Annotated in this window: 17 protein-coding genes; 11 read left to right on the top strand and 6 right to left on the bottom strand. The window is 67.1% G+C overall.

The window, feature by feature from the left end:
• Positions 1–7 precede the first annotated feature (7 nt).
• The 6 genes from ABFX29_RS12025 to ABFX29_RS12000 all read left to right on the top strand — a co-directional run bounded on the left by ABFX29_RS12025 (position 8) and on the right by ABFX29_RS12000 (position 7847).
• A complete protein-coding gene (locus ABFX29_RS12025) occupies positions 8–1378 on the top strand; it encodes an aspartate aminotransferase family protein (RefSeq protein ID WP_152229285.1) in 1371 nt (456 codons plus the stop codon).
• A gap of 315 nt (positions 1379–1693) precedes the next feature.
• Positions 1694–3409, top strand: coding sequence for an amidohydrolase (locus ABFX29_RS12020; RefSeq protein WP_152229286.1), 1716 nt, complete (start codon positions 1694–1696; stop codon positions 3407–3409).
• Positions 3406–4845 (top strand): NAD(P)/FAD-dependent oxidoreductase, encoded by a 1440-nt coding sequence (locus ABFX29_RS12015; RefSeq protein ID WP_387012373.1) that lies wholly within the window; start codon positions 3406–3408, stop codon positions 4843–4845. The genes ABFX29_RS12020 and ABFX29_RS12015 overlap by 4 nt, the downstream gene beginning before the upstream one ends.
• Positions 4842–5210, top strand: coding sequence for a cupin domain-containing protein (locus ABFX29_RS12010; protein ID WP_152229287.1), 369 nt, complete (start codon positions 4842–4844; stop codon positions 5208–5210). The genes ABFX29_RS12015 and ABFX29_RS12010 overlap by 4 nt, the downstream gene beginning before the upstream one ends.
• A gap of 59 nt (positions 5211–5269) precedes the next feature.
• Entirely contained in the window at positions 5270–6763 is a 1494-nt protein-coding gene (locus tag ABFX29_RS12005) for a gamma-aminobutyraldehyde dehydrogenase (protein WP_152229288.1), read from the top strand.
• A 46-nt stretch (positions 6764–6809) separates the two neighbouring features.
• Positions 6810–7847, top strand: a complete 1038-nt coding sequence (locus ABFX29_RS12000; RefSeq protein ID WP_152229289.1) for a nitrilase-related carbon-nitrogen hydrolase — start codon at positions 6810–6812, stop codon at positions 7845–7847.
• Positions 7848–7856: 9 nt separating this feature from the next.
• Here ABFX29_RS12000 and ABFX29_RS11995 read toward each other — a convergent pair whose 3' ends face one another.
• The 3 genes from ABFX29_RS11995 to ABFX29_RS11985 all read right to left on the bottom strand — a co-directional run bounded on the left by ABFX29_RS11995 (position 7857) and on the right by ABFX29_RS11985 (position 11393).
• The gene (locus tag ABFX29_RS11995) at positions 7857–8819 is read right to left on the bottom strand and encodes an L-lactate dehydrogenase (RefSeq protein ID WP_152229290.1); all 963 of its coding nucleotides are present in this window, start codon (positions 8817–8819) and stop codon (positions 7857–7859) included.
• Positions 8820–8914: 95 nt separating this feature from the next.
• Complete coding sequence (locus ABFX29_RS11990; protein WP_170287806.1) at positions 8915–9595, bottom strand: GntR family transcriptional regulator; 681 nt, start codon at positions 9593–9595, stop codon at positions 8915–8917.
• Complete coding sequence (locus ABFX29_RS11985; RefSeq protein ID WP_152229291.1) at positions 9579–11393, bottom strand: gamma-glutamyltransferase family protein; 1815 nt, start codon at positions 11391–11393, stop codon at positions 9579–9581. The genes ABFX29_RS11990 and ABFX29_RS11985 overlap by 17 nt, the downstream gene beginning before the upstream one ends.
• A 121-nt stretch (positions 11394–11514) precedes the next feature.
• Between ABFX29_RS11985 and ABFX29_RS11980 the strand changes: the two genes are divergently transcribed.
• Together ABFX29_RS11980 and ABFX29_RS11975 are read left to right on the top strand one after the other, a co-directional pair.
• Positions 11515–12210: a YoaK family protein gene (locus tag ABFX29_RS11980; protein ID WP_152229292.1), complete on the top strand. Its 696-nt coding sequence runs from the start codon at positions 11515–11517 to the stop codon at positions 12208–12210.
• Between the two features lie 112 nt (positions 12211–12322).
• The gene (locus ABFX29_RS11975) at positions 12323–12862 is read left to right on the top strand and encodes a GNAT family N-acetyltransferase (RefSeq protein WP_170287807.1); all 540 of its coding nucleotides are present in this window, start codon (positions 12323–12325) and stop codon (positions 12860–12862) included.
• A gap of 256 nt (positions 12863–13118) precedes the next feature.
• On the opposite strand, the gene ABFX29_RS11970 is transcribed toward ABFX29_RS11975, so the two are convergent.
• A complete protein-coding gene (locus tag ABFX29_RS11970; protein WP_152229294.1) occupies positions 13119–13937 on the bottom strand; it encodes an HpcH/HpaI aldolase family protein in 819 nt (272 codons plus the stop codon).
• Positions 13922–14707, bottom strand: coding sequence for a 2-oxo-hept-4-ene-1,7-dioate hydratase (hpaH, locus tag ABFX29_RS11965; protein ID WP_152229295.1), 786 nt, complete (start codon positions 14705–14707; stop codon positions 13922–13924). Before hpaH ends, ABFX29_RS11970 begins: the two co-directional genes overlap by 16 nt.
• Before the next feature lie 125 nt (positions 14708–14832).
• On the opposite strand from hpaH, the gene ABFX29_RS11960 reads away from it, so the two are divergent.
• The 3 genes from ABFX29_RS11960 to ABFX29_RS11950 all read left to right on the top strand — a co-directional run bounded on the left by ABFX29_RS11960 (position 14833) and on the right by ABFX29_RS11950 (position 18342).
• Positions 14833–15927, top strand: a complete 1095-nt coding sequence (locus ABFX29_RS11960; protein WP_152229296.1) for an alpha/beta hydrolase — start codon at positions 14833–14835, stop codon at positions 15925–15927.
• 22 nt (positions 15928–15949) lie between these two features.
• Complete coding sequence (locus ABFX29_RS11955; protein ID WP_152229297.1) at positions 15950–17416, top strand: DUF5129 domain-containing protein; 1467 nt, start codon at positions 15950–15952, stop codon at positions 17414–17416.
• A 77-nt stretch (positions 17417–17493) separates the two neighbouring features.
• A complete protein-coding gene (locus ABFX29_RS11950) occupies positions 17494–18342 on the top strand; it encodes a methylenetetrahydrofolate reductase (protein ID WP_211372424.1) in 849 nt (282 codons plus the stop codon).
• An 88-nt stretch (positions 18343–18430) separates the two neighbouring features.
• On the opposite strand, the gene ABFX29_RS11945 is transcribed toward ABFX29_RS11950, so the two are convergent.
• Complete coding sequence (locus ABFX29_RS11945; RefSeq protein ID WP_152229298.1) at positions 18431–19414, bottom strand: ABC transporter substrate-binding protein; 984 nt, start codon at positions 19412–19414, stop codon at positions 18431–18433.
• Between the last annotated feature and the right edge of the window lie 74 nt (positions 19415–19488).

The raw sequence follows: 19488 nt of genomic DNA, 5'->3' as shown, positions 1-19488 counted from the left end.
ATCGATCATGAGCACCACCGCCGAATCGGCAGTCACCGAAGAGGAACTGGCCGCAGGACGCCGCGCCTATGAGCTGGACCGCAAGCACGTGTTCCACTCCTGGTCCGCCCAGAAACAGATCAACCCGATGACCATCACCCGGGCTGAAGGGTCCTTTGTCTGGGACGGGGAAGGCCGCAAGCTGCTGGACTTCTCCTCCCAGCTGGTCAACACCAACATTGGCCACCAGCACCCCAAAGTGGTTGCAGCGATCCAGGAGCAGGCCGGCAAGCTGTGTACGGTTGCCCCGCAGTACGTCAACGATGCCCGGTCCGAAGCCGCACGGCTGATCTCCGAGCTGACCCCGGGGAACCTGGACACGGTGTTCTTCACCAACGGCGGCGCCGACGCCATTGAGCACGCCATCCGCATGGCCCGCCTGCACACCGGCCGCTACAAGGTTCTCTCCGCCTACCGCTCTTATCACGGCGGCACGGCACTGGCAGTGAACGTCACGGGTGACCCGCGCCGGATCCCCAATGACTACGGCACCTCGGGAACCGTGCACTTCCACATTCCGTTCCTGTACCGCAGCCAGTTCCACGCTGCCACCCAGGAAGAGGAAGTCCAGCGGGCGCTGGATCATCTGGAGCAGCTGATCCTGCTCGAAGGCGCCGGCGCCTTTGCAGCACTGGTACTGGAGTCAATCCCGGGAACTGCGGGCATCATGATCCCGCCGCCGGGCTACCTGGCCGGCGTTCGGGAGCTGACCCGCAAATACGGGATCATGTTCATTGCCGATGAGGTCATGGCCGGCTTCGGCCGGTCCGGCAAGTGGTTCGCCGTCGAACATGCAGAGGGTGTGGAGCCGGACCTGCTGACCTTCGCCAAGGGTGTGAACTCCGGCTACGTCCCGCTGGGCGGCGTGGCAATCTCCGACGAGATCGCGGCGACGTTCGCGGACTCGGCTTACCCGGGCGGCCTGACCTACTCCGGCCACCCCCTGGCCTGTGCTGCAGCCGTAGCCACCATCAACGCCATGCGTGAAGAAGGCATGGTGGAGAACGCCGCGAACCTCGGTGAGACCGTGTTCGGCCCGGGACTTGCGGACCTGGCGCGAAAGCACCCCAGCGTGGGCGAAGTCCGTGGCACCGGCGCGTTCTGGGCCATCGAGTTCGTCAAGAACCGCGAAACCCGCGAACCGCTGGCACCGTACGGCGGTTCAAGCCCGGCCATGAACGAACTCATTGCCGCTTCCAAGGAACGCGGGCTCCTGCCCTTCGCGAACTTCAACCGCATCCACGTGGTGCCGCCGTTGAACATCACCGGCGAAGAGGCCCGCACCGGGCTCGGCATCCTGGACGAAGTCATGGCAATCGCTGACGGTTACACCGAGTAACCCACCAGCCCGCAGTACCCGTCCAGCGGCGGGATCCTTCGGGGTCCCGCCGCTGGATTGGCGCACTCGGACGCAGGATGACGCCGGATTTGCCTGCAATTGCATGGAAATTTTCAGCGTGCCCGGGAACTGCGGATGCGCGGTGTTTCGCGCCCGTAAACAGTTTCGTCAACTTCATCCTCACCGTTGACAAGGCTGCGCGGCTCCCGTTTTATAAGAACAGTCGTCACCAATGAATGGCATTCATTTATATGCCGGGTCCGGAATAGCGCTGGGCTAGACCGAAAACGACCAAAGTGGAATAACGAGGTTTTTGTGCCACAGTTCGAATGGATTTTCCATTCCGGAGCGGTCTTCGACGGCCACCGGCTGGTCCCCGGGGCCAGCGCCGTAGCCGTGTCCGGCGGCGTCGTCTCAGCAGTTGGAACCGACGCAGAGCTCAAAGCCCTGGCCGGCCCTGCCACCCAGGCGGTGGACCTGGCCGGAAGGCTGATCACCCCGGGTTTCACCGATGCCCACATCCACGCTGCCTACGCCGGTGTGGAACGCCTGGGCTGCGACCTCGCCGAACTCAGCGGAGCGAAAGCCTGCCTGGACCGTATCGCCGAGCACGCCGGACAACCGGCGGCACCGGAGAACCCTGACGGGTGGGTCACCGGCGGCGGCTGGTACAAAGGCGATTTCCCCGGCGGCTACCCGGACCGGCACACCCTCGACGCCGTCGCACCCCACCGCCCGGTGTACCTGATCAACCGTGACCACCACAGCGCCTGGGTCAACACCCGCGCCCTGGAGCTGGCCGGCATTGACGCGTCCACACCGGACCCCGCGGACGGGCGCATCGAGCGCGGTCCGGACGGTTTCCCCTCCGGAACCCTGCACGAGGGCGCCATGGACCTGGTGGCCCGGGTGCTGCCGCCGGTAACGGACCAGCTGCTGGCTGCCGGGATCCTCCATGCCCAGGAGCACCTCTTTTCGGTGGGCGTGACCGGCTGGCAGGAAGCCATTCTTGGCACCTACGGCGGCTACCCGGATGCCTCCGCCGCGTACCGCTCCCTCGCTTCTGACGGAAGGCTGAAGGCCCGCGCCACCGGTGCGCTGTGGGTGCCGCGGGACACCACGGTGGATTCAGTTCCTGCCCTGGTGGAGTCCTTCCTGGAACGCCGCGAGACGAACACCGCGGCCGGTTTTCCCACCACCAGCGCGAAAATCATGGTGGACGGGGTTCCGGAAAACTACACCGCTGCCATGCTTGACCCGTATCTGCGCCCCTGTGCCTGCACCGGTGACGCCCCGGCGGATGAGCGCGGCCTGCTCTACCTCTCCCCGGATGTCCTGACCGCTGTGTCCACGGCACTGGACGCGGCCGGATTCGACCTGCACATGCACGTCATCGGTGACCGTGCCGTCCGCACCGGGCTCGACGCCGTCGCCGCTGCACGGGCAGCCAACCCGGGCAGCCCTGGCAGGCACCACATGGCGCACCTGCAGATCATCCACCCCCGGGACATTGGCCGGTTCGCCGAGCTGGACGTCACCGTCAACGCCCAGGCGCTGTGGGCCTGCAACGACGACCAGATGACGGAGCTGACCCTCCCCCTGCTCGGCGACGAGCGTTCCGGCTGGCAGTACCCGTTTGCCGGCCTCGAGGCAGCCGGAGCCAGGCTTGCGATGGGCTCCGACTGGCCCGTTTCCAGCCCGGACCCCTGGCAGGCAATCCATGTGGCCGTCAACCGTGCCCATCCGGACTATCCCGGGGCCCCGCCGCTGGTTCCGGGCCAGGCCCTGGCCCTGGGCAGCGCCCTGGCCGCCTATACCTCCGGTTCCGCCCGGCTCAACCGTGCCGGCGGCGGGACCCTGGCACCGGGCGCACCGGCCGACCTCGCAGTGCACTCGGCCAACCCCTTCGAGCTTGACCCCGCAGACCTGTCCTCGCTGCAGAGCGAGATGGTACTGGTTGGCGGCGAACCCGTCTTTGTCCGTTCCACAGCCGATTCCGGCGCAGCAGTACTCCAAAGGACCGCACCATGATGACCGTTTACGACCTCGCCGAGAACCAGTACGGCAGGCCGCGCGCCGCGAAGGCCCTCGCTGCGGCAGCCCGCGAGCCTTACTGGCTGGACGACCCGGAACGGCCGGCAGCACTGCCCGCGCTGGCCCGGGACGCGGAGACTGACCTCGCCGTCGTCGGCGGCGGTTATACGGGCCTGTGGACCGCACTGATGGCCAAGGAACGCGATCCCGGCCGCCGCGTGGTGCTCCTGGAGGGCTCCCGCATTGCCTGGGCTGCCTCCGGGCGCAACGGCGGTTTCTGCGAGTCGTCCCTGACCCACGGTGAAGCAAACGGCATCAAGCACCTCCCGGACGAAGCCGCCCAGCTGGACCGGCTGGGCCGGGAAAACCTGCGCGAAATGGCCGAGACCGTCCAGCGGTACGGCATCGACTGCGGCTTCGAGCTCACCGGCAGCCTGTCCGTGGCCACCGAAGCCCACCAGGTGCAGTGGCTGGAGGAGGAAGCCGACGCGGACAACCCCGATCTGGTGTTCCTGGACCGGGACGCGGTGCGCAAGGAAGTCGATTCGCCGCTCTACCTGGCGGGCCTCTGGGACCGCACCGGCACCGCCCTGCTCAACCCGGCCCGGCTGGCATGGGGACTGCAGCGGGCCGCCCTTGAAGCCGGCGTGGAGATTTTCGAGAACACCCCGGTGCGGGACCTCGAAAACGCCGGCGGGAAGGTCCGTGTGCTGACCGACGGCGGTACCGTCACGGCCTCCCGGGTTGCCCTGGCCACGAATGTGTTCCCGTCCCTGCTCAAGCGCACCCGCCTCTTCACCGTCCCGGTCTACGACTATGCCCTGATGACCGAGCCCCTGTCCCCCGGCCAGCTGGCCGCCATTGGCTGGCACAACCGGCAGGGACTGAGCGACCTGAACAACCGGTTCCACTACTACCGGCTCACCACGGACCGCGACGGAGCGGCCCGCATCCTCTTCGGCGGGTACGACGCCGTCTACAACTACGGCCGCAGGATGAAGCCGGAGTACGAGCACCGGCAGGAAACCTACGAACGGCTCGCGTCCCATTTCGCTGCCACTTTCCCCCAGCTCGCCGACGTGCGCTTCAGCCACGCCTGGGGCGGGGCGATTGATACCTGCAGCCGCTTCTTCGCCTTCTTCACCACCGCCTACGGCGGCAAGGTAGCCTTCTCCGCCGGCTACACCGGACTCGGAGTCGGCGCCACGCGCTTCGGCGCCAATGTCATGCTGGACCTGCTCTCCGGCGAGCAAACCGAACGAACGGAACTGCAGATGGTCAAACGCAAACCGCTCCCCTTCCCGCCCGAACCGGTGGCTTGGCTGGGCGTGAAAATCACCACCGCGGCCATGGTCCGGGCCGACCGCCGCCAGGGCCGCCGCGGCCCCTGGCTGAAGGCCATGGACGCAGTAGGCATGGGGTTCGACTCATGACCGCCCTAGCTTCGCTGCCCGCCGGCGTGCCTGTGCAGCCCGATGCCCTGGACCTGGTCCGCGAGCCCGTCCCCGCGGAGGCCGTTGCCTCCGGGGCCCCGGCAACCGGACTGCACCCGCTGGGCAGCTTTGGCGGAGTGGACCTGGGCGTTTGGGAAATGACCGAAGGCGGCATGTTCGACACCGAAGCCGACGAAGTCTTCCTGGTCCTCTCCGGCGCCGCCGCCGTCGATTTCCTGGCCGATGACGGCTCCGTCACCTCCACCGCAGCACTTGGTCCGCACACCCTGATGCGGCTGGCAGCCGGAACCCGCACCCGTTGGAAGGTCACCGAGACCCTCCGCAAGGTCTACCTGACCGCATAGCCTTCGGCCGGGCCACCCCAGCCGCGACCAGCACCCAAACCACTTTCACGGAGTACGACATGCACCAGTTTTCCGAGGGACACCTCTTCATTAACGGCAGCTACCGGCAGGGCCGGGGCGAGGAAGCCAAGCGGATCAATCCGGCCACCGGCAACGCGGAGGAGACGCTGCGCTACGCGGACGCCGCAGACGTGGACGACGCCGTCGCTGCCGCCAAGGCCGCGTTCGCCGGGTGGTCCCGCCGCACGCCGGGCGAACGGTCCGAGGCGATGCTGGCGCTGGCCGCGGAGCTGGACAAGCGTTCGGCCGAGCTGGCCGAACTGGAGACCGCACAGACGGGCAAGTCCATCCGCATGTCCACCGAGTTCGATGTGCCCGGCACCGTGGACAATGTGTCCTTCTTTGCCGGTGCTGCGCGCCAGCTGCACGGCCTCGCCGCAGGCGAGTACGGCGCCGGCGGCACATCCATGATCCGCCGCGAACCCATCGGCGTGATCGGGTCCATCTCGCCGTGGAACTACCCGCTGCAGATGGCGGGGTGGAAGATCCTTCCCGCGATCGCCGCCGGCAACACCATCGTGCTCAAGCCCAGCGAGCTCACCCCGGGCACCTCCCTGGTCTTCGCCGAGGCTGCTGCAGCGGCAGGAATCCCTGACGGCGTCATCAACGTTGTCACCGGCTCCGGCCCGGTGGCCGGCGAGGCCCTGGTGACCCACCCGGATGTTGTGATGACCTCCTTCACCGGTTCCACCGCCGTCGGCCGCCGGATCATGGCCATGGCCGCGCAGACCGCCAAGCGGGTGCACCTGGAGCTTGGCGGCAAGGCGCCGTTCCTGGTGTTCGACGACGCCGACGTCGAGGCCGCAGCCCACGGCGCCGTAGCCGGGGCGATCATCAACGGCGGGCAGGACTGCACCGCCGCGACCCGCGCCTATGTCCAGGCCCCGCTGTTCGACGCCTTCACTGCACGGGTTGCCGAACTCATGGACGCCGTCGTGGTGGGCGACCCGACAGATCCGGACACCGACCTGGGTTCGCTGATCAGCCACGCCCACCGGGACAAGGTGGCCGGGTTCGTGGACCGGGCCCGCGCATCCGGTGCACAGATCCTGGCCGGCGGCGTCGCCCCCGGCGGCGACCTCGCAGCAGGCGCGTTCTACCGGCCCACCCTGGTGACCGGCGCCGCGCAGGACTCGGAGATCGTCCAGGACGAGATCTTCGGCCCGGTGCTCACCGTCCTGCCGTTCACCTCCGATGACGAGGGCATTGCCCTGGCCAATGACACGCCCTACGGGCTGGCGGCCTCCGCCTGGACCCGGGACCTGAACCGCTCCCTGCGGGCCAGCGAGGAAATCGCCGCAGGCTGCGTGTGGGTGAACGACCACATTCCGATCGTGTCCGAGATGCCGCACGGAGGCTACAAGGCCTCCGGGTTCGGCAAGGACATGTCCGTGTACTCCTTCGAGGAATACACCAACGTCAAGCACGTGATGATGAGCCGCGACGCTGCCGCCCACAAGGAATGGCAGGACACGGTCTTCAAGGAGCGCTGACACCCCCGCAGCGCCGCCAACCGCACCCCTTTTCCGGAGGTTTCCCATGATTGAAATCACCCGTACCGGCGCGCTGCGCTCACCGGCCGCCGCCACGCCGGCCACGTCAAGGCCCTCGCTGAGGGTGGGGGTGGTCCAGCACCGCTGGCAGCCGGACCCGGCGGCGCTGCGGACCGAACTGAACGACGGGATTGCCCGGGCAGCGGACCAGGGGGCCGCCGCCGTCTTCCTGCCCGAGCTAACGCTGTCCCGCTATCCCGCCGACACCCTCCCGGACGGCCTGCCCGCAGAACTGGCTGAAGACCTGCACAGCGGGCCCACCTTCGCCTTCGCGGCTGAGGCCGCCCGGCGGCACGATGTCTGCGTCCATGCCTCGCTCTTTGAACGCGAGGACGGGCCGGACGGGCTGGGGCTGAACACGGCGATCCTGATATCCCCCGAGGGAGCGCTGCTGGGCCGGACCCGGAAGCTGCACATCCCGGCATCCGAGGGCTATCACGAAGACCGGTACTTCCGGCCCGGTCCGGCTTCCGGGGATGCCTATCCGGTCCATTCGGTGGCCGAGCTCGACGGCGCCCGGCTGGGGCTGCCCACCTGCTGGGACCAGTGGTTCCCGGAACTCGCCCGGCTCTATTCCCTGGGCGGGGCCGAGGTGCTGGTGTATCCCACGGCGATTGGCTCGGAACCTGACTTCCCGGACTTCGACACACAGCCCCTGTGGCAAAAGGTGATTGTTGGCAACGCGATCGCCAACGGCCTGTTCATGGTGGTGCCGAACCGGTGGGGCAACGAAGGAAACCTGACGTTCTACGGATCGTCCTTCATCTGCGACCCCTACGGGCGGATCCTGGTGCAGGCACCGCGGGACGAATCAGCCGTCCTGGTGGCGGACCTTGAACTGGACCAGCGGTCCCACTGGCTGGAACTCTTCCCGTTCCTGTCATCCCGCCGCCCGGAAACCTATGGCGCCTTGGCCGAAGCGGCGCCGTCACGGGCGGAGCCGCTGAACGGTGCAGCCGGGTCCCGTCCGCAGCTGCAGATGGCCCGCGACGGAGCCGGTTTCCAGATCCCGGCGCGTTCCTAGATCCCGTCCCTAGATTCCCAGAGCGGCCAGGTTCTGCTTCAGGGTCTCCGCGGAGTCCTGCAGCAGCTGCTGCTCATGCTCATCCAGCGGCATTTCCAGCATCTTGTACACCCCGCCGGACCCCACGATCGAGGGCAGGGACAGTGCGACGCCGGAGATTCCGTGGACTCCGCGCAGCAGCGCCGAGACCGGCAGGACGGCGTTCTCGGCCTGGAAGACCGCCTCGACGATCCGCACTCCGGCCAGGCCGATCGCGTAGTTGGTGGCACCCTTGCCTTCGATCACCTTGTAGGCCGCGTTGACGACGTCGTCCGTAATGGAGGCAAGTACTTCATCGGTGAAGACCTGGCGCCCGCTGATGGTCCATTCGCGGATCGGGACCGGCCCAATGGTGGCACTGGACCAGACCGGGAATTCACTGTCCCCGTGCTCACCGATGATGGTGGCATGCACGCTGGTCATCAGCACGTGTGCCTGCCGGGCCACCAGCAGCCGCAGCCGTGAGGTGTCCAGCACCGTGCCGGAGGAGAAGATCCGGTTCGGCGGCAGGCCCGTGATCTTCTGCGCCGCGACGGTAAGGATGTCGCACGGATTGGTCACGAGGATGTAGACAGCCTCCGGGGCCTGCTCCATCAGGGCCGGCATCAGGGTTTCCATGATCCGGACGTTGGCGGCCGCCAGGTCCAGCCTGGTCTGTCCGGGCTTCTGCCTGGCGCCGGCGGTCACAACGATGACGTCGGACCCTGCCAGCGCTTCGATCCTTCCCCCTCCGGCCACGGTATTGGCCCCGGTGAACTGGGTCCCGTGGGACAGGTCCAGGGCCTCCGCTTCGGCACGGGTGGCGTCGATGTCATAGATGACGATTTCCCGTGCCGCTTCACGGATCAGGGACGCGTAGGCCAGCGCCGTACCCACGCTTCCCGCCCCGACTATTCCGAGCTTGGTGACTGGTCTGGTGGTGATGTTGGCCATGGCTTTGTGCCCCGCTCACAGTAGGAGGATCCCCCTACATGGCACTATAGGTTCCCCTTCCCCGCGGCGGAACGGCTTCGGGCGCGGGCACTTCCTCAGTTTGCGAAACGGCGGAGGAAGGACCGCTTTGACCGCTGGATATGGGCACGCATCAGTTCCTCCGCTTCGGTGGCGCTGCCTGCGTCCACCGCTGCCAGGATGGGGCGGTGCTCAGACCAGGAGTCCCGTCCGCGGAAGCCGACGTCCGATGCGTAGAGCCATTCGATCTTCCCCGCCAGCTGGGCCAGCAGCGCCTGCAGCGACGCGCTGTCCGCCAGTTCCGCGATGCCCCGGTGGAATCCCAGGTTCAGTTCCGGCAACGCGTCCAGCCTGCCTTCCGAAGCGGCAGCGTCTCCGGCAGCCAGGATTTCCCCGAGCCGGCGCCGAACGGCCCACCAGTCCGGGTCCGGGGTGCCCGCAGCGGCCTGCCGGCCGGCACGCTCGGCGGCCCGCCGCGCCGTCGCTCCTTCCACTGTTTCCCGGACATCGAACAGGTCCCCGGCTTCCCCCGGTTCCAGGCGGGCAACCCGGGACCCGGCGTAGGGGCGGGACTCAACGAAGCCTTCGGCTGCGAGCGCCCGCAGCGCTTCGCGCACCGGCACGCGGGAGGATCCGTAGCGGGCTGCCAGGGCTGCCTCGGTGATCTTGGCGCCCGGGGCCAATTCGCCGCGGATGATGTCCTGCCGGATCCGGTCCCGGATCCGCGGTTCCCCGGGAAGGTCAGCGGCCTGCGGCATAGCCCTGCGCACCGCGCGGATTGGCGGCAGCCATCAGCACGCCGGTCTGCGGATCACGCACGACGGCGGAAAGCCGGCCCAGTGCCCAGTCCCCTGCCCGGGTGATGACGTGGCCGCGGTCTGCCAGGGCTTCAATGACCTCAGTACCCAGCCGGTCTTCCACGACGGCGCCGCCCGGAGTCCAGGTCCGCGGCCAGAACGAGCCGGGCAGGGAGGTGGTGTGGAAGGCCGGGGCGTCGATGGCCTGCTGCGGCGTGTAGCCACCCACGATCGTGCGCAGCAGGTAAAGCAGCTGCCATTGGTCCTGCTGGTCCCCGCCGGGTGAGCCGAGGGCGGCCACCGGCTGGCCGTCTTTCAGGACCAGGGTGGGGGTCAGGGTGGTTCGAGGCCGCTTGCCCGGCTGCAGGGTTGAGGGCGCTCCGTCCTCCAGCCAGGTCATCTGCAGGCGCGTTCCCAGGCAGAACCCAAGTTCCGGAATGGTGGGCGAGGACTGCAGCCAGCCGCCCGAGGGGGTAACCGAGACCATGTTGCCCCAGCGGTCCACTACGTCCACATGGCAGGTGTCCCCGCGGGTTTCCCCGGTGGGCGAGACGGTTGGTTCCCCGGTTCCGTCACCGCCCGCTGCGGCGTCGTGCGCCAGTGCCGGCGGCACGTACCCGGTGCGGAGCGGCGGCTGGAAGGCAGTGTGTCCGGGAACCTGCCCGGGACGGAATTCCAGGGAAGCCAGCGGGGTAATCTGCTCGCGCCGGCTGGCGGCGTATTCCTCGCTCAGGAGGTAGTCCAGCGGCACGTGGCCGTCCCCGTAGTACGCCTCCCGGTCCGCGATGGCGAGCTTCTGCGCCTCCAGGATCGTGTGGATACCCAGCTCGGTGGAGGGGTCAAGGTATTCATCGGCGAATCCGTCAAGGATCGCCAGGGTCTGCAGGAGCGCCGGCCCCTGGCCCCAGGGGCCGGTCTTGGCAATGGTGTAGCCGCGGAATTCAAACGTGAGCGCCGGCTCGTATCCGGCTTCGGAAGCGGCGAAGTCCGACGCCGTGATCACCCCGGCGTGATCCGTTCCGGAGGAGTGCCGGTGCGGTTTGGCGGCGAATTCTGCGGCCGCCTGCGCCACGAAACCCGTGCTCCATTCCCGGCGGGCGGCATCGATGCGCTCCTCGCGGGTGCCCCCGCTGTCCCCGGCGCCGGCCAGCCGCTGCAGCACTGCGGCGTAGGCCGGGTTGGTAACCAGTTCCCCTTCGGCCGGCGGCCGGCCTTCGGGCATCCACAGCTCGGCAGAGGTGGGCCAGTGGTCCTGGAACAGCCGGGCCACCTGTCCAATAGTCCGCCCCACCTGGGCCAGCACCGTGTGGCCGTCCCTGGCGTAGCCGGCGGCGTAGGCCAGCACGTCTGCCAGTTCCCAGGTTCCGTGGTCGCGGAGCAGCAGCAGCCAGGCATCGACGGCGGCGGGAACGGCGGCGGCCAGGGCCCCGGACCCCGGGACCAGTTCCAGGCCCTCGGCGACGAAGTGCTCACGGGTGGCTCCTGCCGGTGCGCTTCCCTGCCCCATCAGGACCACCGGTTCGGAAGGGTTTTCCGCGGTGGCAAAAACGCCGGTGAGGTCACCGCCGGGACCGTTCAGGTGCGGTTCCACAACGTGCAGGACGAATCCGGCTGCCGCGGCGGCGTCGAACGCATTTCCGCCGCGTTCAAGGACGGACTGCGCGGCGGCGGTGGCGAGCCAGTGCGTGGAAGCGCTCATCCCGAATGTGCCCTGCAGGGTGGGCCTGGTGGTGAACGTGCCGGGGGCAGTGAAGGACATGGTTTCGCTTTCGTAGGCTGCGGCGGCTGGAGTTCGGCGAATTCAGGGAGATTGAATACAAAACCCACATATCAGTCGGTTTCGTATACATTAGGCGGCATTGCTGAGGAAAGGGAAGCCCATGAAACGCCTCAATGCCGTGCCCACCGAGCGGGTGCACCTGTGGTTGATGCTGGCGCTGACATTCTCCACCGGGGTGATCGACGCCGTTGGCTACCTTGGCCTGGACAACGTCTTCACCGGCAACATGACCGGCAACGTAGTGCTCCTTGGCATGGCCTTTGCCGGAGGTGCGGACCTGCCGGTTCTCCGGCCCGCCCTGGCGCTGGTGTTCTTTATGCTCGGTGCGGCGCTGGCGGGGCGGATGCTGCGCCGGGGACCGGAAGGATGGTCCGGGCGCATATCCGCGGCACTGATGATCGTGGCGTCCGGAATTACCGTCCTCGCAGTGTTCACCGCAGTGGTGGACGTGCAGGCGAACAACGTCCTGGGCAGCGTCACCACCTCCTCCATGGCCACGCTGATGGGCATTCAGGCGGCCACCGCCAAACGGCTGAAGGTCGCGGAAGTGACCACCGTCGTCGTCACCTCCACGATCACCGGCCTGGCGTCGGATTCGCGGCTGGCCGGCGGGGACAGCAAGTTCTGGGCGCGCCGGGCGCTGGCAATCTCGCTGATCCTGGCCGGCGCCGTAGCCGGGGCGGCTGCCTTGAACGTGGGGCTGTGGCTGGGACTGGCGCTTTCTGCCCTGATTTCGACGGCGGTGGCAGTGTTTGGCTACGTGCGTCACCACCGTGAGCTCCGCGCCATCCCCTAACCATCGAGATGACAGAAACTGCCCGAAAAAGGGGGTCTAACGTGCAGTTTCTGCAATCTCGATGAGGGGACGTTGCCGGACGCCGGGCGCCTTCGGGTTTACAGTAGTGGGCATGCTGGAGCAGGAACCCGGAGACTGGACTCCGGTACGCACACCGCGGCTGCTGCTGTGCAGGCCCGAAGCACGGGATGAGGCAGCGGCCATAGACCTCCATACCGATCCGCGCACCAACGTGCACCATCCGGTGCCCTCGAGCGTCACCCGGGCATCCTCTTCCCGGACCTTCCACGAAATCCGGCAGCACTGGTACCGGCACGGGTTCGGAGTCTGGGCGGTTTTCCCCGCCGACGAGCCCGGCCAGCTGATTGGCTTCACCGGAGTGTCCCGCCGGGTCGTTCGCGGCAGGCCCGCCCTGAACCTCTACTACCGCTACTCCCCCGAGGTCTGGGGCCAAGGGCTGGCGACCGAGGGCGCACTGGAGGCGGTCCGCCTGGCCGAGCAGCTGCTGCCTGGCCTGCCGGTGGTCGCCTATACCTCCGTGGACAACATCGGTTCCCAGCGCACGGCGCTGGCTGCCGGACTCGAGCGGCGCGAAGACCTGGACGTGGACCGGGGCGCCTATCTGGACCTCTATCTCGCCAAGGGCTGGTAGCACTCCTACTCCGGATACAGCGATTAATCCGCAACTTTTCCGAAGCCAGCCTCCGGCCCTGCTGCCAACTCCGGAGGCTGCGCAGGGGCAAGCTGATCTCTCCGCGGAACCTGGCAATTGCCGCCGCAGCGGTGACCATGAGCGGGCAGGACTAGTTCTCCCCTCAACGAGATGGCAGAAACTGCCCGAAAGGAGGGGTCTAACGGGCAGTTTCTGCCATCTCGATGGGGGTACTCGGTGGGGATATAGGCGGAGGCTAGTAGCTGGCGGGAGCGGAACCGGATCCGCCGGAGTCCTGCGGCATGTATTTGGCTGCGAGCGCCTCCGAGGCTCGGGCCAGCAGCGCCACGTCCGCGCCAACGGCAATGAAGTCCGCTCCGGCGTCAAGGTAGCGGCGGGCGGTGGCCTCCACGAACGCGTTCACCCCCACGGGAACGCCATGTTCCCTGGCAGTGCGGATGCAGTGCTCGACGGCGGCAACGACGTCCGGGTGGTCCTGCTGGCCCAGATGCCCCATGGAGGCTGCGAGGTCCGAGGGCCCAATGAAGATGCCGTCCACGCCGTCGGTCCCGGCAATCCGTGCCACGTTGGCAACGGCCTCGGCGGTTTCAACCTGCACCAGCAGCGTGATGGTCTCTTCGGCCCGGTCCAGATAGCCTTCGATCCGGTTCCAGCGTGATCCCCGGGCAAGGGCACTGCCCACACCGCGGACACCGCGCGGCGGGTACCGGACCGCGGCAACGGCTTTTTCTGCCTGCTCCGCGTTGTCCACCATGGGAACGATCAGGTTCTGGACACCCAGGTCCAGGTACTGCTTGATCAGCACCGTGTCGTTGGACGGGACCCGCACAACGGGGAAGACGGGATATCCCGCCACCACCTGCAGCTGGACGCTGATGGATTCCAGCGAGTTAATGCTGTGCTCGCCGTCGATCAGCAGCCAGTCGAAGCCTGATCCTGCGCAGATCTCCGCCAGGAGCGGGTTGCCCGTGCAGGCCCACATTCCTGCCTGCGCGCGCCGGCCGTTCCCCAGGACGGATTTGAAGGAGGGGGCAGGTTCTACTCGAAACGGCATGTCACTGATCCCAGCTGTCCGTAGTCTGCGTGAACGGTATCGCCCTTGTGGACCCACATCGGACGGGTGAAGGAACCGGCCAGGATGATCTCCCCGGCGCCGAGGCTCGCTCCGTGGGCTGCAATCTTGTTTGCCAGCCAGTAAACGCCGGCGGCGGGGTGGTTCAGCACTCCGGCAGCCACACCGGTTTCCTCGATGGTCTGGTTCTTGTACAGCAGGGCGGAGATCCAGCGGAGGTCGACGTCGTCCACCTTCACCGGCCGCCCGCCAACCACCATGGCACCCATCGCCGCGTTGTCCGCGATGGTGTCGACAATGGTGCGGCCTTCCATTTCGATCCGGGAATCGAGGATCTCCAGGGCCGGAACCACATACTCGGTGGCATCCAGGACGTCGAAGATGGTGCAGTTCGGCCCGGAGAGGGGCTTGCCCAGCACAAACGCCAGCTCCACTTCGATGCGCGGATGCGTGTACGCGTCCCACTGCACCGTGCAGCCGTTTTCAAGGATCATGTTGTCGAAGATGACGCCGTAGTCCGGTTCCGTGATCCCCGTGGCGTCCTGCATGGCCTTCGAGGTCAGGCCGATCTTGCGGCCTGCCAGCTTCCGGCCCTGCTCCTGCATCCGCCGGCTCCACAGTTCCTGGACGGCGTAGGAGTCCTCCACCGTCATCTCCGGATACCGCGCGGTGAGCCGGGGTACCGGCGTGCGGCTGGCGCCCGCGGTTACGAGCTCATCGGCAATCTTTTCTATGGTCTGTTTCTCGAGCACGCTTACTGCACCACTTTCGAAGGAACACTGGTCCGATCCATACGGCTGAAATGGATTGTATATGATCCAGGACACATTGGAGTGGAAAAGAAGCGCCTGCGCGGCACTCCATTACGCTTGAGTCTGTGCCCATCTTCCGCGCCCGCAGACTGCGCCCCGCCCGAATGGTGGCTGCTGGAACGGCGGCCGCGGCGGTCGCAGCTGCCTTCGTGTACTCTCCGTGGCCGGCAGCCCTGTTGATCCGTGGCGTTTTCCACCGCGGTGCCAGGCAGCTGGTGGCCCAGATGGAGCCTTATGCGCCCGCTGTGACCGAACACCGCGGTATCAGGTACCAGGACGACGCCGGTACGCGGCGCCTCGATATCTACCTGCCTCCCGGACACACGGGAGAAACCCATGTGCCAGTTGTTTTCTGGGTTCACGGCGGAGCCTGGATTTCCGGCTCCCGCCGGGATATCGCCCCGTACCTGAGGATGCTCGCCGCACGCGGATTTGCCGCCGTCGGAGTCGACTACTCGGTGGCGCCGGGACGGATCTACCCGCAGGCGCTCCTGGAACTGGACCAGGCCGTCACCTTTCTTCAGGGCCATGCCGGAACATACGGCCTGGATATGGACAGGGTGGTCCTGGCCGGAGATTCCGCCGGAGCGCAGCTCGCGGCCCAGCTGGCAGCAGCAGTGTCCTCACCGGAATATGCGGCAGGCCTCGGAATCTCGCCTGCGCTGGCCGGCTCGCAGCTGCGCGGCACGCTGCTGCACTGCGGTGTCTATGATCTCGAGGCTATGGGGAAGCTGACGGGCGTTCTGGGCTGGGGCTTCCGCACGGCCCTGTGGGCCTACACCGGCAAGCGCAGGTTCAGCGAAAGCGCCGCCGCGGAACAGATGTCCGTCATCGCCCATGCCACAGCAGCATTTCCGCCGGCGTTCATCAGCGGCGGAAACGGCGACGGGCTTACCAGTGCACAATCGGTACCCTTCGCGGCGCGGCTGGAGGACCTTGGCGTTGCGGTAACCCGCAGGTTCTGGCCCCAGGACCTCTCTCCTGCCCTGCCGCACGAGGCACAGTTCCAGTTCTCGCGGCCTGAGGCACGCGCAGTCCTGGACGAAACGGCCGGCTTCCTCGACAGCGTGTTCCGGGGGCAGCAGGATGGCCCGCAGGCACAAGGTTTCCAAGAAGGCACCACCGATTCCGTCCAACCAGCTGAGCGGTCTACCGCTTAGCCAACCTCCCGGGGGAACGACCATGCGCAGAATCCTGCTCATCATTTCTGCCGCACTGCTGGCGCTCGCGGCACCGGCTGCGCCGGCTTTCGCCGTCGAACCGGTGGACATCATCGTGGAGGACACCGCCGGTGTCCTGGACCAGAACACGCTGCTGCCGGCGCTGGAGCAGATCCAGTTCCACGAGCCGACGACCGTTGCGGTCTACACCTACCGCGGTGACCCGAACGCCGAATACCAGGACGGCGACACCGTCACGAATGAGGAAACCCTCCGGTTCGCCCGGGAAGAACACCCCGAATGGATCAGCGCGGACGGACAAAAGTGGGCGGACGGGCTGTTTATCTTCACCCTGGATCCCGACGGACGCTGGATCGGCACCTACTTCGGCGAGGACCGCAAGGTGGACAGTGACCAGGCCCAGGCCATCCGGGACGAAGCGGCAGAGCTGTTCAAGGACGCGCAGTGGACCGACGGCACCATCGCCGGCGTCGAGGAGGCGGCAAAACTGATCAACCGGCCCTGGTATCTCAACCCCGCAACCTGGATCGCTGGCGGCGCCCTGGTGCTCGCGGCTGGAGGAACCTGGCTGACCATTGTGGCTGTGCGGCGCAAGCGCCTGACGACCAACCGTGAGCTGATCGCGAAAGCCGAAAAGTCCTACGCCAGTGTCAGCATGGATCTGGAAGCCACCGAGCTGAACGCCAACACGATTCCCGCCGAGTCACGCTACGGTGCCAAGGTGCTGGAAGAGCACCGCACCTTCCGCACCCGCTACAACAGGGCCACCGAGCTGGGAAACACTGTCCGGACATTCAGCGACAAGGACCTCAAGCGGGGCAGGACACGCAAACCGGTGGAGGAATTCGCCGAACTGGCAGCTGCACTGGACGGCATTGACGACGTCATCGCGGACACCAACACCCTGCTGAACATGGGCCCGGGCTGGCAGGCAGCCTGGGACCGGCAGGCCGCCCCGCTGCTGGCGGAACTGGACAAACTTGAAGACCTTTTCGCGCAGGACAAGACAGCCGGTTCGGCAACGGCGGCCGCGCTGCTCGCCTTCCGCACCGAGTGCCGGCGCCGGCTTCAGGGTGCTGCCGCCGCCCTGGCCAGCGGCTCGATGACTCCGGAGGAGGCCCTGGACATCCTCCGGGACTCCGGCAGCGAACTCGCTGAGCTGCTGAAGAACCACTCGGAGACGGTCATAGAAAAAGCGGCAAAGGACAGCTCGGAGAAGAAGCTGATGCGTGAGGCACTGGAGGAGGAACGCAGCCGCCCCCGCCGCTACCGCGACGGCTACCGTCCCGGCATCCTGGACACCGCCTACCCCAACTACGTCTGGTCCGTGGCGTCCTTCAACGCCGGCGTCCAGGCCGGAAACGGCAAGATTGAATCGGCGCGGAGCTCCGCGTCCTCCGGTTCTTCCTCCGGGTACGGCTCCAGCGGCGGCAGCTTCAGCGGTTCAGGCAGCTCCTCCCGTTTCTAGGGTCTCCGATTCCCAGCGCCTCGATCCGGCCTGCCGGATCGTGGACACCGCACGGCGCGCTGGCTAGGGTGTTCGGCATGAACCCCGTGGACCCCGCTTCTTCGCTGCTGGATGACTTCTCGCTGGAAATGACCGGAAAGGACGTTCCCGCCCTGGCGGAGGCGCAGGGCCTCCTGCCCGCCGGAACCCGTATCAACGTGACGTTCCTGGGCAACGAGGATTTGCCGATGCGCCTGGCCGCCGCCTCGGCGGTAAAGGCCGGCGGGCACGTTCCCGTGCCGCATATCTCCGCACGGCGGCTGGGATCGGCGGCCGAGCTGGAGAAATTCCTGGGAGCCCTGTCCGAGGCGGGAGCCGTGGAGAACGTCTTTGTGGTGGCCGGGGACCCGGCGGAGCCAATGGGACCGTACGAGGATTCGCTGGCCGTCATCGCGTCCGGACTGCCGGCGGCGCACGGAGCCAGGCACATCAGCATCTCCGGTTACCCCGAAGGCCATCCGGACATCGGTGAACAAACCCTGTGGTCCGCACTGGAACGGAAACTGGCCGCAGTAGAGGACCAAGGTCTGGACGCCTCGATCATCACCCAGTTCGGCTTCGATACCGCCCCCGTGCTCGCGTGGTGCGAGGAACTGCGCGCCCGGGGCATCGACGCGCCGGTGCGGATCGGAGTCCCGGGGCCGGCCGGAGTCAAACGCCTGCTGGGCTACGCCCGCCGGTTCGGCGTTGGCACCTCCGCCTCCATCGCACACAAATACGGGTTCTCCCTGACGAACCTGCTCGGCACCGCGGGCCCGGACCGTTTCCTGAACCAGCTCGCTGCCGATCATGATCCTGCACGGCACGGAGTGGTGAAGCTGCACTTCTACACCTTTGGCGGCCTGCGCCCTACTGCCGAGTGGGTGCGCAGCTTCCGCGGCTACTAGAGACGCGAAAGCGCTCCGCTGTGTGACTTTTCCCCCGCCGCGCGGCGGAGCTCAAGGCACAAAGCGGAGCGCTTCTGCGGGAACCGGGCTAGTCCTGCGGCAGCAGCTCATCCATGTTGGGCAGCTCCTCGACCAGGCCGCGGTCCTGGGATATCCGGGCCACTTCCTCGACCGATGCCCGGTTCACTTCGGTGCTGTACCGGGGCAGGGTCAGCTGCTCAATGACCGCGGGCTCAAGCGAGGTGTACGTGGGCAGCACGGCCCGGACCTTGTCCGGGTTCTGCTCCGCGAACTCCTGCGAGGCATTCATCGCCCGGGCGAACTTCTCCACAATCTCCGGGTTCTCCTGGACGTACTTATCGGAGGTGAAGTAGACGGCCACGGTCAGGTCATCCACCGGCTCGGCGTAGTTGGAGAACACCGGCACGGCGCCGTCGGCCCCCGCAATGGTGACGAAGGGCTCGACGGCGGCAATCGCGTCCACGGTTCCCGCCGCCAGCTGCCCGGAAAGCTCCGGGAACGGAATCTCGACGAACTCGATGCTCTCGTAGTCGCCGCCGGCCTGCTTTACTGCTTCCGAAATGGTCGAGTCGGAGATGTTGTTCAGCGTGTTCACGCCGACTTTCTTGCCGGCCAGGTCCGTGACCGTCTCGATGCCGGAATCCGGCAGCGTCATGACGGACGCGAAGTCCGCGTCGGTGTCCCCCGTGGAGCTTCCTCCGGGGGCAACCATCTTCACCGGCAGGCCCTTGGACCGGCCCACGATCATGGACGTGATGTTGGAGAAACCGAAGTCCATCTGTCCGGCTGTCACGGCCGGAACAATAGCTGCCCCGCCCTGGGCCAGGGTGAGCGTGACGTCCAGGCCTTCCTCTTCGAAGAGCCCTTCCTGCACCCCCAGGTAGATGGGCGCGACGTCCACGATCGGAATGACTCCCACCTCGATGGGAATGAGCCCCTCCGCTCCCCCGGACGCCGACGCCGAGCCCTCGTCCGAAGTCAGTGACCCCGACCCGCAGGCCGTCAGGCCGAGCAGCGCCGCCGTTGCCGCTGCCGCCAGCAGTTTCCTCATGGTGTGCCTCCTCGTTGGGGTACGGCCCGGCCGCACCGCAGGTGTGATGCAGCCCACACTATCTATCCAGATAG

The sequence above is a fragment of the Arthrobacter gandavensis genome (assembly GCF_039528575.1).
Lineage (GTDB): Bacteria > Actinomycetota > Actinomycetes > Actinomycetales > Micrococcaceae > Arthrobacter_B > Arthrobacter_B citreus_B.
Note: the sequence above shows the minus strand (reverse complement) of the source record. Positions and strands in the feature narration are given on the sequence as shown.

Bases quoted from the DNA above. Each gene is read 5' to 3' on its own strand.
- ABFX29_RS12025 (WP_152229285.1), top strand. From the start codon at position 8: ATGAGCACCACCGCCGAATCGGCAGTCACCGAAGAGGAACTGGCCGCA.
- ABFX29_RS12015 (WP_387012373.1), top strand. From the start codon at position 3,406: ATGATGACCGTTTACGACCTCGCCGAGAACCAGTACGGCAGGCCGCGC.
- ABFX29_RS12010 (WP_152229287.1), top strand. From the start codon at position 4,842: ATGACCGCCCTAGCTTCGCTGCCCGCCGGCGTGCCTGTGCAGCCCGAT.
- ABFX29_RS12005 (WP_152229288.1), top strand. From the start codon at position 5,270: ATGCACCAGTTTTCCGAGGGACACCTCTTCATTAACGGCAGCTACCGG.
- ABFX29_RS12000 (WP_152229289.1), top strand. From the start codon at position 6,810: ATGATTGAAATCACCCGTACCGGCGCGCTGCGCTCACCGGCCGCCGCC.
- ABFX29_RS11995 (WP_152229290.1), bottom strand. From the start codon at position 8,819: ATGGCCAACATCACCACCAGACCAGTCACCAAGCTCGGAATAGTCGGG.
- ABFX29_RS11990 (WP_170287806.1), bottom strand. From the start codon at position 9,595: ATGCCGCAGGCCGCTGACCTTCCCGGGGAACCGCGGATCCGGGACCGG.
- ABFX29_RS11985 (WP_152229291.1), bottom strand. From the start codon at position 11,393: ATGTCCTTCACTGCCCCCGGCACGTTCACCACCAGGCCCACCCTGCAG.
- ABFX29_RS11980 (WP_152229292.1), top strand. From the start codon at position 11,515: ATGAAACGCCTCAATGCCGTGCCCACCGAGCGGGTGCACCTGTGGTTG.
- ABFX29_RS11975 (WP_170287807.1), top strand. From the start codon at position 12,323: ATGCTGGAGCAGGAACCCGGAGACTGGACTCCGGTACGCACACCGCGG.
- ABFX29_RS11970 (WP_152229294.1), bottom strand. From the start codon at position 13,937: ATGCCGTTTCGAGTAGAACCTGCCCCCTCCTTCAAATCCGTCCTGGGG.
- ABFX29_RS11955 (WP_152229297.1), top strand. From the start codon at position 15,950: ATGCGCAGAATCCTGCTCATCATTTCTGCCGCACTGCTGGCGCTCGCG.
- ABFX29_RS11950 (WP_211372424.1), top strand. From the start codon at position 17,494: ATGAACCCCGTGGACCCCGCTTCTTCGCTGCTGGATGACTTCTCGCTG.
- ABFX29_RS11945 (WP_152229298.1), bottom strand. From the start codon at position 19,414: ATGAGGAAACTGCTGGCGGCAGCGGCAACGGCGGCGCTGCTCGGCCTG.